Here is a 14210-nt window from a genome sequence, read left to right as displayed (position 1 = left end):
ACGTTGGTAGAATCATGGCAATATGAAAATAGGAGTAATACTTTCTGATGAATGATAAAACAACCTCTTTACATGCTAACGTGGATCAGCATGAAATCGACAAGTTTGAAAGCGTCGCATCACGGTGGTGGGATCTTGAAGGTGAATTTAAGCCATTACACCGCATCAACCCACTAAGACTCAACTATATTCAAGAACGCGCAGACGGCCTATTTGGAAAAAAAGTCCTAGATGTCGGTTGTGGTGGCGGTATTTTGTCTGAAAGTATGGCATGTGCTGGAGCTGAAGTAACTGGACTTGATATGGGTACAGAGCCATTACAAGTTGCACGTTTACACTCACTGGAATCGGGTATACCTGTCACTTACATTCAAGATACCGTTGAAAACCACGCGAATGACAACCCACAAACTTACGACATCGTTACCTGTATGGAGATGTTAGAGCACGTTCCTGATCCATCTTCTGTGGTAAGAGCCTGTGCAAAACTGGTAAAACCTGGTGGAAATGTTTTCTTCTCAACCATCAATCGTAATAAAAAAGCGTGGCTAATGCTGGTCGTAGGTGCGGAGTATATTCTGAATATGGTACCTAAAGGCACACATGATGCTAATAAGTTTATTCGCCCATCAGAATTGCTTAGTTGGGTCGATGAAACCGATTTACGTAGCAAAAATATGATTGGTTTACATTATAACCCAATCACTGACAAATTCCGATTAGCGCCAAATGTCGATGTGAATTATATGGTGCACACACAATCGACACATAACTCGAATTCATGAAACTGAAAGTTTGATTTGGTTTAATAAAACATCAAACGATCACATTTTTTAAAATTGACTTTACATCGTTGTCACTTGAATTTGTGTTTCTTACTGCCTGTATTTATGCAGGGTACAGGCAGTTATTAAAAAATTTATCCCCTATTTATCCACAGAAACAATCAGATTTGTACACTTGATCAATCTCTCAATTACCTTTATCTTGTTATCACCATTTGAACCAACCCCTATATATTGTGTTTCCTTAAATTTCACACCACAAGACTCCTTGACACAAATTGTCATCGGGAGCGTTTTTTTGCGGTATAAAATTTCAGGTAACACTAATGCAAGAAAGGTGCATCGCTCATGAATCACAGCCTGCTAGTCACAAAACGTGATGGTCATAAAGAACGCATTGACTTAGACAAAATTCACCGTGTTATCGCCTGGGCCGCTGAAGGTCTAGAAAATGTCTCTGTATCTCAAGTTGAATTACGTTCTCAGATTCAGTTTTATGATGGTATCAAAACTGCTGATATCCATGAAACACTGGTAAAAGCTGCTGCAGACTTAATCTCTGCTGAAACGCCTGATTATCAGTATCTCGCTGCCCGTCTTGCCGTATTTAATCTACGTAAAAAAGCGTATGGCCAATTTGAGCCTCCAGCACTATATGATCACGTTAAAAAATTAGTCGATTTAGGCAAATACGATCGCCATCTTCTCGAAGATTACACGCAAGAAGAGTTCGAACAGATGAATAACTTTATTGTTCATCAACGTGATATGAATTTCTCCTACGCTGCGGTTAAACAATTAGAAGGCAAATACTTCGTTCAAAACCGTATTACAGGTGAAATTTACGAAAGTGCGCAATTTTTATACGTTCTAGTCGCTGCTTGCTTGTTTTCTCGTTATCCACAAGCAACACGTATGGACTATATCGAACGCTTCTATAATGCGATTTCAACCTTTAAAATTTCATTACCAACGCCAATCATGGCGGGTGTAAGAACACCAACTCGTCAATTTAGCTCTTGCGTTTTAATTGAGTGCGACGACAGCCTTGATTCTATCAATGCGACATCAAGTGCTATTGTGAAATACGTTTCTCAACGTGCGGGTATTGGTATCAATGCAGGTCGTATTCGTGCATTAGGTAGCGCTATTCGTAATGGTGAAGCATTCCACACAGGCTGTATCCCTTTCTATAAACACTTCCAAACTGCGGTGAAATCTTGCTCGCAAGGTGGTGTTCGTGGTGGTGCGGCAACCTTATTCTACCCATTATGGCATTTAGAAGTTGAAAGCCTGCTGGTACTGAAAAATAACCGTGGTGTTGAAGATAACCGTGTTCGTCATTTAGATTATGGCGTGCAATTAAACAAATTAATGTATGAGCGTTTAATCAAAGGTCAGGATATTACTTTATTCAGCCCTTCTGATGTTCCTGGTTTATACGATGCATTCTTTGCAGACCAAGACGAATTTGAACGCTTATATGTACAATATGAGAAAGACAAAAGTATCCGCCAAAAACAAGTTAAAGCGGTTGAGTTATTCTCATTAATGATGCAAGAACGTGCCTCAACTGGCCGCATTTACATTCAGAACGTTGACCATTGTAATACACATAGCCCATTTGATCCGGCTGTTGCACCAATTCGCCAATCAAACTTATGCTTAGAAATTGCACTGCCAACTAAACCATTAAATGATATTAAAGATCCTAATGGTGAAATTGCACTGTGTACGTTATCTGCATTTAACTTAGGTGCAATTGAAAATCTTGATGATTTAGAAGAACTTGCTCGTTTAGCCGTTCGTTCACTTGACGCCTTGTTAGATTATCAAGACTATCCAATCTTGGCTGCTCAAAAAGGGGCAATGGGTCGTCGTACTTTAGGTATTGGTGTTATTAACTTTGCTTATTATTTAGCAAAACACGGTGTCCGCTACTCTGATGGTAGTGCAAATAACTTAACTCATCGTGCATTTGAAGCTATTCAATACTATTTATTAAAAGCATCTAATGAATTAGCGAAAGAACAAGGCGCATGCCCATGGTTTAATGAAACCACTTACGCTGAAGGTATTTTACCTATTGATACCTATAAAAAATCATTAGATGTACTGACCAATGAACCACTGCATTACGATTGGGAAGGCTTACGCAAAGACATTAAAGAGTACGGTTTACGTAACTCAACACTATCCGCGCTGATGCCATCAGAAACCTCTTCACAGATTTCGAATGCGACAAATGGTATCGAGCCACCGCGTGGTTATATCAGTATTAAAGCCTCTAAAGACGGTATTTTACGTCAAGTGGTTCCTGAGTATGAGCGTTTGAAAGGCGCTTATGAATTACTGTGGCAAATGCCAAGTATTGAAGGTTACTTGCAGTTAGTCGGTATTATGCAAAAATTCGTTGACCAAGCGATTTCTGCAAACACTAACTACGATCCTACTCGTTTCCCTAGCGGTAAGGTTCCAATGAACCAACTGCTGAAAGATTTGCTGCTCGCTTACAAATATGGTGTGAAAACACTTTATTATCACAATACCCGTGACGGTGCAGACGATGTACAGGGTGATCTGGAAGAAGTCGTTGAGACGGAAGATTCAGATTGTGAAGGCGGCGCGTGTAAAATTTAATTGAGGAAGCTATGTCTTATACTACTTTTTCACAAGTTAAAAATGATCAACTTCAGGAGCCCATGTTTTTTGGGCAACCTGTTAACGTAGCGCGTTATGATCAGCAAAAATATCCTATTTTTGAAAAGCTAATTGAAAAACAGCTCTCCTTCTTCTGGCGTCCAGAAGAAGTGGACGTTTCTCGTGATCGTATTGACTATAATGCATTACCTGATCATGAAAAACATATTTTTATTAGTAACTTAAAATATCAAACGTTGTTGGATTCGATTCAAGGAAGAAGCCCTAACGTGGCATTCTTACCTTTAATCTCAATCCCAGAGTTAGAGACGTGGGTTGAAACATGGTCATTCTCTGAAACCATCCACTCACGCTCTTATACTCATATTATTCGTAATATTGTTAACGATCCGTCAGTTGTGTTTGATGATATCGTTGAAAATGAAGAAATTTTAAAACGTGCACGTGATATTTCTTCTTACTACGATGAACTGATCAGACTCACTAATCTTTACCATATGTTTGGTGAAGGTGATCATGAAGTCAAAGGCGAGATGGTACACGTTACACTGCGTAAACTGAAAAAACAGCTTTACCTGTGCTTAATGAGCGTCAATGCATTAGAAGCGATTCGTTTCTACGTTAGCTTTGCCTGTTCATTTGCCTTTGCGGAACGTGAATTAATGGAAGGTAATGCTAAAATCATTCGATTAATTGCCCGTGATGAAGCGTTGCATTTAACAGGAACACAGCACATGCTGAATTTACTGCGTTCAGGTCAAGATGATCCTGAAATGGCAGAAATTGCGGCTGAATGTGAGCAAGAGTGTTATGACCTGTTTGTTGAAGCGGCAGAGCAAGAAAAAGAGTGGGCGGAATACCTGTTCTCTGAAGGCTCTATGATTGGTTTAAATAAAGATATCCTTTGCCAATATGTTGAATATATTACCAATATTCGCATGCAAGCAGTGGGTCTTAAATTACCATTTAAAGCACGTTCTAACCCTATTCCATGGATCAATGCATGGTTAGTGTCTGACAACGTTCAAGTTGCACCTCAAGAAGTTGAAGTCAGTTCTTACCTCGTGGGTCAAATCGATTCACAAGTTGATACTGATGACTTAAGTAACTTTGAACTGTAATACTGAGAAATAACACCGATACGTTATGGCATCTCATAAAGTGACCCTGCATCAGCAGGGTCTTTCAACACCTTTAGAATTTCATACTGACACCCATCCTTCTTTGCTTGATGCATTAGAGCATGGGAAAGTCCAAGTCGAATACCAATGTCGTGAAGGCTATTGTGGCTCTTGTCGTCTACGCTTAGTGAAAGGCAAAGTGTGTTATCGCAATGAGCCTTTAGCGTTTATCCAAGCCGATGAAATACTCCCCTGTAGTTGCCATCCCATTAGTGATATCGAAATAGAAATTTGCTCTGAGTAATTTGAATTATCTTAATTTTGGCTTTTTCCTAACACTCTTGTTCATCTTTGACTAAAGTTACAAATAACATTGATAAAAAAGGAAAAGTATTATGAAATTAAGTTCTATTTTCTCCGCTGTTGCTATTTCCACATCAATTCTGCTCGTCGCGGGCTGTTCAAGTCCACAAAAAATAGAAACAGTGAATGGGGAAACAATTTTAACAACAGATAAACCCCAAGAAGATGAAGCAACTGGATTAATTACCTACAAAGATTCAGAAACAGGACAAATTAAACAAATTAATCGTGATCAAATAAGACGAATGGTAGAGCTTGACGATTAACGCTCCTATAAATATCTCTCTTAAAGCGCCAATTCATATTTATAATTGGCGTTTTTTTATTCACAAAATCCTTTTTGTAAACCAATCATTACAGCATACGTAATTAAAATTTGACAGAAATTTACCATTCTTATACCCTGCTTTTTAAATAAATAAAATAGTTTAGAGAACAGAGGATTTTGTGAAGAATCGCACTATAGGCAGTGTTTTTATTGTTGCAGGAACAACAATTGGGGCAGGTATGCTGGCAATGCCACTGGCCGCCGTGGGTATTGGTTTTAGCACCATGATGCTATTGCTTGTTGGCTTATGGTTATTGATGAGCTATACCGCGTTACTGCTGGTGGAAGTTTATCAATACAATGATCCTCATACTGGTCTTGGCTCTATTGCAAAGCGCTATCTTGGTGTTGGTGGTCAAGTGATCACAGGACTTGCACTATTACTATTAATGTATGCGCTAACAACTGCTTATATTAGTGGTGCAGGTGAACTACTCTCATCCACACTCTCGTCTTGGATTGGTCATGAGCTTTCTATCACACAAGGTATCATTATCTTTACAGTGATTGGTGGAGCGGTGGTAGGAATTGGTACAACATCGGTTGATATGATTAACCGCCTATTGTTTACCGCAAAAGTTTTCTTCCTCATATTTATGCTGATTGTTATGTTACCTCACGTTGAATCAGTAAACTTAACCTCAATGCCTGTGGCGTATGGGCTTATTCTTTCTGCTATTCCTGTTATTTTTACCTCATTTGGTTTCCACGGTAGTGTGCCAAGTATTGTAAGTTACATGAACGGCGATATTAAAAAGCTACGTATTATCTTTATTATTGGTAGTGCTATTCCGCTTGTTGCTTATATTTTATGGCAAATTGCGACATTAGGTGCCATCCCAACAAATACTTTTATGGGAATTATGGCGCAACAATCTGGATTAAATGGTCTGCTTACTGCTATCCGTGATGTCGTTGCTACACCTCGCGTGAATATTGCAGTTAACCTATTTGCGGCATTAGCTTTAGCAACCTCGTTCCTTGGTGTTGCATTAGGTCTATTTGATTATCTTGCTGACCTATTCAAACGCAGTAATCGTGCAACTGGGCGTATGCAATCAAGCCTATTAACGTTTGTGCCTCCTTTACTATGCGCGCTTTATTTCCCTAACTTTGTACAAGCATTAGCCTATGCCGCTATTGCCCTGTCAATATTAGCGTTGCTTCTACCTGCTTTATTAGTATGGAAAGTTAGACAAGAACAAAACGGTGCAGATAAATACAAAGTTAAAGGCGGGAAAGGTGCATTAGGTATTGTGTTTATTTGTGGTCTGGTGGTTATTGGTATTCAAATCGCTATCACTTTTGGTTTATTACCACAAGTCGGCTAAATACTCACTTATACCAACAACAAAAAAAGCAGGTGCTGATTTTTCAACACCTGCTTTTTATTTGATCTTATCTGCTTTTTCTAAATTAGAAGCTTAAACCAGCTCCAACATAGAAACCATCAGCAATTTTATTATTACTTCTATTATGTGAGTTTTCGATTTCAATCACACGGTAACCTGCATTAACGTGCAGTGGTTTAAATACTGTTAATTGAGCACCCACATCGGCTTCATAATAAGATTTGCTGCCAGAGGTTAATCCTTCAGGAGAAGCATAAGCTTCACCATAAACATTCAATGAAGGGAATACATTCCAGTTTAAACCTACACCACCCGCTAGTGCAGCACCATCATCACCATTTTTTGGTGATAAGTAGAGTGCTTTACCTCCAACACTCGCTGAGAAAGGTCCTAATGGTAATGCGAATTTTGCACCTAGGCTACCCGTCTGACCATCATGATCACTTCGTGCCCAGTTACCATTAAAAGATAGCCCTGCGTTAGGATCACCTAAACCCGCTCGAACATCAGTGTAATGCTTGCCCGCTTGAATATTCATTGATACTGCATTTGCATTACCAGCCATAAATAACGCACTTACAGCGCCGACCAATAAATATTTTTTCATTGTTATTACTCCAGCAAATAATTGTCCTAATTTATAATTATACAACAAATTTATTAAACAACTTTAGCTAAAATTGAAAGCTAATCTGTAGAATTTTCAATCTATGTAAATAAGTTACGTCTATCAATGTTATTGGTCTAATTGGTTTTATTAATGAGTTTATTATTGCTAAAGTGGAATTACAGTCAATATTAACCATAATAAGTATAAGGCTGTTCGCTTCGTTTTATTCACACATGCTATTTTTTAGAACGTTCATTATTTCATAAACTGGAGATATGTGATGGAAAAGAAAAAGCTAACAACGGCATCTGGTGCACCGGTTGTAGACAATAACAACTCGATGACAGCAGGCCCTCGCGGCCCAATGTTACTTCAAGATGTCTGGTTTCTAGAAAAACTTGCTCACTTCGATCGTGAAGTTATTCCTGAAAGACGTATGCACGCAAAAGGCTCTGGTGCTTTTGGTACATTTAAAGTGACTCACGACATTACGAAATATACTCGTGCTAAAATATTCTCTAAAGTGGGCAAAAAAACAGACATGTTTGCTCGCTTTTCCACTGTTGCAGGTGAAAGAGGTGCAGCGGACGCCGAACGTGATATTCGTGGCTTTGCATTAAAATTTTATACCGAAGAAGGTAACTGGGATATGGTGGGTAATAACACGCCCGTTTTCTATCTTCGTGATGCCTTGAAATTCCCTGACTTAAACCACGTTGTAAAACGTGACCCTAAAACTAATCTGCGTAATTTAGCTTACAAATGGGATTTTTTCTCTCATTTACCTGAAGCATTACACCAGTTAACCATTGATATGAGCGACCGCGGTTTACCAAGAAGTTATCGCTTTATTCATGGTTTTGGTAGTCACACTTATAGCTTTATTAATAAAGATAACGAGCGTTTTTGGGTTAAGTTTCATTTCCGTTGCCAACAAGGCATTAAAAATCTGATGGATGATGAAGCGCAAATGCTAGTAGGTCAAGACAGAGAAAGCTCACAACGTGACTTATTTGATGCTATTGAGCGCGGTGATTTCCCACGTTGGAATTTACAAATTCAAGTAATGCCCGAGAAAGAAGCCTCGAAAGTTCCTTATAACCCTTTTGATTTAACTAAAGTTTGGCCTCATGCGGATTATCCATTAATCGATGTGGGTTATTTTGAATTAAACCGTAATCCTGAAAACTATTTCTCTGATGTAGAGCAAGCAGCATTTAGCCCAGCCAACATCGTTCCTGGTATTGGTTTTTCACCAGATAAAATGCTACAAGGTCGCCTATTCTCTTATGGTGATGCACATCGCTATCGTTTAGGTGTTAATCATCATCAGATCCCTGTTAATGCTCCTAAATGCCCATTCCACAATTATCATCGTGATGGTGCAATGCGTGTTGATGGTAATAGTGGCAGCGGTATTACCTATGAGCCAAATAATGGCGGTATGTTCCAAGAACAGCCTAATTTCAAAGAGCCACCATTATCTATCGAAGGCGCGGCGGATCACTGGAACCATCGTGAAGATGAAGATTACTTCAGTCAACCTCGTGCACTGTATGAATTACTGAGTGATGAAGAGCACCAACGTATGTTTGCTCGCATCGCAGGCGAATTAATTCAAGCAAGTAAAGATACACAAAAACGTCAAATTGCCCTATTTAAGAAAGTCCATCCTGAATATGGTGCTGGTGTTGAAAAAGCAATGAAAGCATTAGCAAAAAAAGACGCTAAATAACCCTATAATAAGAAGCCCTGTGAGCAACTCGGCAAAAACAAACCTCCTAGTTATTAATATATTGGTAATTAGGAGGTTTTATTTATCGCTAAACTAATTATTTTCTTGTTAACAAAGAAGCTCATCATAACTAAATTGCCCGGTAACATTAATCACTAAATTCGGCACATTTAGATTTTCCACCGTCATAATCTTAATAATGGTTTTATTGTCTTCATAGTCTAGCGTTAACTCATTTTTATTCCCTGTAAACGACTGAACTAATCTTGGATTAATAATTTGGTCATCTACTTCTGATTTAAATAATAGAACATCATCTTCTTTATTAAAATCAAAAATAACATTATTACCACTTGCCTTTTCTGATAAATTAAAAATAAAGATATCCTTTCCTTGGTTAGCTGATATAATGTTATTACCATTTTTTATAATAAAGGTATCATTACCATAACCACCATACAAAATATTATTTCCCGCACTTGCTATTAATGTATCATCACCCGACCCTGCATATAATAAATCATCGCCGCTGCCACTAAAAAGAACGTCATTTCCTGCTTCACCGATAAGAATATCGTTTCCATCATCCCCGAAAAGAATATCATTGCCTAACCCACCATATAGCGTATCGTTACCTTCTCGACCTAATAATGTGTCATTTCCTTTATTACCCCATAATTCATTATCCGTACTATTTCCTATAATATAATCATCTCTTAGCCCCCCTTTGGCATTTTCAATAACGACATCGAAAGCAATAGAAACATTACTACGTAATCCACCGACATCAGAAAAAGTCCCTTCATTTAAATTAATTTTCTGATTTACGTTATATTGTGAAAAATCTAAAGTATCATTACCACCAGCATCCCAAATACAACTGACCAAAACATCATCTGTCGAATGTAAACTATAAAAATCTCTTTCTGTATTAGAATTAAACCCATAAATTGTATCACCAGTTCGCGTGGTCATATTCTTCCCATACAATTTTTGGATAAGATAAGTATCCAATAATAATGGATTCATTGGGTAATTAACGCCAAAATCTGCGTATTCTTTTTTCGGTTTTTCATAAGCCATAATTGAATATTTTAGGCTATTTTCTTCAATATCAGGTAACTCAGAATCACTCGTAAAAGTATGAGACAGACCAAGAGAATGCCCTATTTCATGTATTATCGTTTTTCTTATTGCAGAGCCGAGACCCAATGTTTTTTCTGGATTATTTATATGTCCATTATCATTGTTATTTTTATACAGGAAAATCCAGTCATCTAATCCTTCAAAATAAGTCACAATACCATCGGCATTCTCTTTAAATGAATGTAGTTTCTCTTTTTCTTCTTCTGTATGTAATCTTGTATTAACCACAGAGATAAGCCCAGTTTCAGAAATATTAATCCAAACTTGTCCATCTAAACTGTAATCACTTACTTTATCTATCTTTTTATTTTGATCTAAATGTTCATTGAAATACGAGGCTACGCCTAAAGTTGAGTAATCATAATCTTTCGTTAATTCATTTATATTGTTATAAACACCAAATTTTATATGCGTATCATGCTGATTATCTTTTTCTATAAATTCAATATTTGCAATATCACTGTATTGTTGCAGTGATTTTTTTACCGCATTTTTTTGTGTTTCGTTCATTGTTGTTAAGGTTTTATATTCTTGACCTCTTAATTGACTCCAATCAGGAAAACTAAATGTTATTTTAGTGATGCTTTTATCAAGCTCTGAATTTTCCGATCTTAATGTTGGCATCATGGTCTTCATGATATCAATAATAGTATTAAATCCAGGTGTTTTTTCTTTATTATTTACTTTCATAAAAGATAATCTCTATTAATAATTAATTAGAGATGATTATTTTACGTACTCAAAAACAATAATATTTAAAAAAAAACACAAATATAAAGTGTTCAACCGAGCAATATAATAATAACAATTTATTAAATTAATAATATTATCTATAAAGTGTTATTTATTAGGGTAACTATTTACCCTAATTGAGTTTTCACCCACTCTTGCACTTGTTTACGGGAAATTTTAATTCCCCCATTTTTAAGGCTTTCAGGGAGTTGTAGGCAAGCAATAGGTCGTTGAAATCCTGCTAATCGGATGTAATACCACTGTGGTAATTGATTGATTATTTCAATTTCTGCATCCACAACCGCGACAGGACGTTGCCCAAATTCAGCATCATCAATAGGGACAACAAAAGACTGACTAACACTTGGATGTGTATTAAGAATTTTTTCTATATCTTCTGGTTGAATACCTTCGCCAGCACTAAAAAAGAGATTGTCCAAGCGTCCTAAAACACACCATTCATCAGCGATAAAGTCACCTTTATCTCGTGTTGAATACCAGCCATCCGCAGTGAGTGATAACGGTTTTAATTTACCATCAAACCAATAACCTAAAGCAACACTGTCTGATTTAATCTGAATTTCATCATCGAGTATTCTTACACCTTTGCCTTTTAATGGTAGCCCTACTCCCGCTTTACCATCAGCGCGTTTGGCGCAAACAGTGGATGCCATTTCGGTCATGCCATAACCACACCAGCATTGAATTCCCCAATGTTCTGCTTCTTGCGTTAATTCAATGGGGATCATCGCACCACCTAATAAAACAGATTTTAAACTGATCGAGTGTTGCCTATCTTGTTGCGCTTTATTTTGTAAGAAACGCCAAAGCTGTGTAGGGACTAAAGAAGCATGAGTACAACCTTGTAATGCATCAATAAAAGGATGCATTTCACGCACCACCAGCGTTGCGCCACGTAACAACCAACGCCAAAAAATGCCTTGTCCTGATACATGAAACAAAGGTAAAGAGAGCAACCAGCTATCACCTTTCTCAAAGGGCATTAATGATAAAACACCTTCCGCACTGCAAAGATGCGCATCAAAAGTATGAACAGCCGCTTTAGGTAGACCCGATGAGCCCGATGTCAAAATAAGCGTTGCCATACGAGATGGCTCCCACTGCACATCTTCTATTTCATTTTTATGTTGACGTGGTGTGTTATTAAACTCAACACCATTAAGATCAAGCAAAGTCGCATCCAGATCTAGCGTTGACTCACTCAGATCAGCATAAAAATCAATATTTAAATGAGGCAATAAATCATCAAGTAAAGACTTTGGAAGTTGTGGATTTAAAGGTAAAACCTTAGCACCACATTGAAAAACAGCGAGTAATGCAAAAACAAGATTGAGATTATTTTTTCCACGCAACAACACTATGCTTTGTGTATCAACACCTTGTTTAGCAAAATTGTTAGCTAAGTGATTAATATGACAACTGAGTTGCTGCCATGTAATAGGTGAAACACCTGAAATGATGGCCGTTTCATTTGGGTAGAGTTGTGCCCATTGATGCCACGGCCATTGTTTAAATGGAACTACTGTTGCCATACTGTCTCTAGTTGTTCAAGAGAGATAAGTGGAATATCCACATTTGGCCAAGGACGAATAAGTTGTTGTTTAATTAAATCAACGGTATCGAGCCCTGGAGTGCTATTAGGCGTTAACCACTGCGCAATTCTTGCCAATTGAGTCAGCCCAAAGCTGCTTTCAATACTTGAACTGATAATGGCATCTAGTCCTAAAGCATGTGCTTGTTCAACAAAAGATTGGCAGCGTTCAATACTTCCCACCAATGTAGGTTTGATAACAATCGTTGTTACACCCGCTTGAGGTTTGATTTCAAAACCTTCATCACGCACAGTTTCATCCCAAGCGATGTTAATCCCTGTAGCCTGTGAAAAAGCGAGTGACTCTTCTGGTGTTTTACATGGCTCTTCTAAGAATGCAATGCGATCTCGCCATGCAGGATTTACATATTTCGCAAATCCTTCGGCTTTTGCTGGCGTCCAACTTCTGTTCGCATCCAATCTTAATTTTAAGTCTGGAATGGCTTCTAATAACAGATTAACGACTATTCCATCACGCACAGCTTCATATAAACCCACTTTGATTTTAGCGACTTTTTCACCTTCCATATCATTAAGGCTTAAAATCAAATCATCAGGATCGCCATTACATAAAGGTGCAGCACGATAATTCGCTTCTTGTGGCAAAGTACCTTCAAGCTCTGCTAATGCACAGCTAATACCAAAAGCGACACTTGGTAGTTCACTATAAACAGGGTTTTCACCTGCACACCAAGCCGTTAACCAAGATTGTGCGGCTTCTTGGGCTTGTTCTAAAGTTTCACGGCTAAACTCAGGAAGAGGTGAAATTTCACCCCATCCTTGTTTGCCATTTTGCTCTAAACAGACAAGAAAACCATCACGCGATTTTAGCCTTTGATAACGCAGCACAACGCCTGCATCAACAGGAAGGCTGAATGAATAGAGTTTGGCGTTTCGCATTATGGGTTACGTTTAAATCGAGAGAAATCAGGTTGACGTTTTTCGTTAAAGGCGTTGCGGCCTTCTTGACCTTCATCAGTCATATAGAACAGCATGGTTGCATTACCTGCTAATTCTTGAAGACCCGCTTGACCATCACAATCTGCATTTAATGCAGCTTTTAAGCAACGTAATGCCATTGGGCTATTTTCCAGCATTTCACGACACCAACGCACCGTTTCTTTTTCAAGATCAGCATAAGGAACAACGGTATTCACTAATCCCATTTCTAATGCTTCTTTTGCATCATATTGACGGCATAAGAACCAAATTTCGCGTGCTTTCTTTTGGCCTACAATACGTGCCATATAAGAAGCGCCCCAGCCACCATCGAAAGAACCGACTTTAGGACCAGTTTGACCAAAAATTGCGTTTTCAGCAGCGATGGTTAAGTCACACATCATATGAAGCACATGGCCACCACCGATAGAATAACCCGCGACCATTGCCACAACAGGTTTTGGACACGTACGGATTTGGCGTTGGAAATCCAACACGTTCAGGTGATGTGTACCGCTATCATCACGGTATCCGCCGTAGTCCCCGCGAATTTTTTGGTCACCACCTGCACAGAACGCTTTTTCACCAGCACCCGTTAAAATGATAGTACCAATGGTGTCATCATAACGAGCATCCGCTAATGCTTGGATCATCTCTTTCACTGTCAAAGGACGGAAAGCATTACGCACTTGCGGGCGGTTAATCGTAATTTTTGCAATGCCATCGACTGATTTATGATAGAGGATATCTTCAAAACCTTCAGAACAATCCTGCCATTCAATCGGTGCATATAATTTTTCTTCGCTCGGGTAAAGCATAATTAGGT

At 38.3% G+C, this 14210-nt stretch carries 12 protein-coding genes; 7 read left to right on the top strand and 5 right to left on the bottom strand.

Annotated elements, in window-relative coordinates:
* The first annotated feature begins 47 nt into the window (after positions 1–47).
* From ubiG to tyrP, 6 genes are all read left to right on the top strand, one after another.
* Positions 48–785 (top strand): bifunctional 2-polyprenyl-6-hydroxyphenol methylase/3-demethylubiquinol 3-O-methyltransferase UbiG, encoded by a 738-nt coding sequence (gene ubiG / locus JEP36_RS07145; RefSeq protein WP_198625785.1) that lies wholly within the window; start codon positions 48–50, stop codon positions 783–785.
* A 348-nt stretch (positions 786–1133) separates the two neighbouring features.
* Positions 1134–3425: a class 1a ribonucleoside-diphosphate reductase subunit alpha gene (gene nrdA / locus JEP36_RS07140; protein WP_198619780.1), complete on the top strand. Its 2292-nt coding sequence runs from the start codon at positions 1134–1136 to the stop codon at positions 3423–3425.
* An 11-nt stretch (positions 3426–3436) separates the two neighbouring features.
* Positions 3437–4567, top strand: a complete 1131-nt coding sequence (nrdB, locus tag JEP36_RS07135; protein WP_109374140.1) for a class Ia ribonucleoside-diphosphate reductase subunit beta — start codon at positions 3437–3439, stop codon at positions 4565–4567.
* 25 nt (positions 4568–4592) lie between these two features.
* A complete protein-coding gene (gene yfaE / locus JEP36_RS07130; RefSeq protein WP_109374139.1) occupies positions 4593–4871 on the top strand; it encodes a class I ribonucleotide reductase maintenance protein YfaE in 279 nt (92 codons plus the stop codon).
* Between the two features lie 91 nt (positions 4872–4962).
* Positions 4963–5196, top strand: a complete 234-nt coding sequence (locus JEP36_RS07125; protein WP_109374138.1) for a YgdI/YgdR family lipoprotein — start codon at positions 4963–4965, stop codon at positions 5194–5196.
* A 241-nt stretch (positions 5197–5437) separates the two neighbouring features.
* Positions 5438–6589 (top strand): tyrosine transporter TyrP, encoded by a 1152-nt coding sequence (gene tyrP, locus JEP36_RS07120; protein ID WP_232797505.1) that lies wholly within the window; start codon positions 5438–5440, stop codon positions 6587–6589.
* 85 nt (positions 6590–6674) lie between these two features.
* On the opposite strand, the gene JEP36_RS07115 is transcribed toward tyrP, so the two are convergent.
* On the bottom strand, positions 6675–7217 hold the full coding sequence (locus JEP36_RS07115; protein WP_100158496.1) for a YfaZ family outer membrane protein: 543 nt from the start codon (positions 7215–7217) through the stop codon (positions 6675–6677).
* 283 nt (positions 7218–7500) lie between these two features.
* On the opposite strand from JEP36_RS07115, the gene JEP36_RS07110 reads away from it, so the two are divergent.
* Entirely contained in the window at positions 7501–8955 is a 1455-nt protein-coding gene (locus JEP36_RS07110; protein ID WP_198619778.1) for a catalase, read from the top strand.
* Between the two features lie 108 nt (positions 8956–9063).
* Here JEP36_RS07110 and JEP36_RS07105 read toward each other — a convergent pair whose 3' ends face one another.
* The 4 genes from JEP36_RS07105 to menB all read right to left on the bottom strand — a co-directional run bounded on the left by JEP36_RS07105 (position 9064) and on the right by menB (position 14202).
* Positions 9064–10791 carry a M10 family metallopeptidase C-terminal domain-containing protein gene (locus JEP36_RS07105; protein WP_198630028.1) on the bottom strand — a complete coding sequence of 576 codons (1728 nt, stop codon included), beginning with the start codon at positions 10789–10791 and terminating at the stop codon, positions 9064–9066.
* Between the two features lie 170 nt (positions 10792–10961).
* The gene (gene menE, locus JEP36_RS07100) at positions 10962–12386 is read right to left on the bottom strand and encodes an o-succinylbenzoate--CoA ligase (protein ID WP_198619776.1); all 1425 of its coding nucleotides are present in this window, start codon (positions 12384–12386) and stop codon (positions 10962–10964) included.
* A complete protein-coding gene (gene menC, locus JEP36_RS07095) occupies positions 12374–13345 on the bottom strand; it encodes an o-succinylbenzoate synthase (protein WP_196533809.1) in 972 nt (323 codons plus the stop codon). The genes menE and menC overlap by 13 nt, the downstream gene beginning before the upstream one ends.
* On the bottom strand, positions 13345–14202 hold the full coding sequence (menB, locus tag JEP36_RS07090; protein WP_109374133.1) for a 1,4-dihydroxy-2-naphthoyl-CoA synthase: 858 nt from the start codon (positions 14200–14202) through the stop codon (positions 13345–13347). The genes menC and menB overlap by 1 nt, the downstream gene beginning before the upstream one ends.
* Positions 14203–14210: the final 8 nt, after the last annotated feature.

The sequence above is a fragment of the Proteus sp. PR00208 genome (genome assembly GCF_016238545.1).
Taxonomy (GTDB): domain Bacteria; phylum Pseudomonadota; class Gammaproteobacteria; order Enterobacterales; family Enterobacteriaceae; genus Proteus.
The sequence above is the reverse complement of the archived record's forward strand: the minus strand, read 5'-3'. Positions and strand labels throughout refer to the sequence as shown.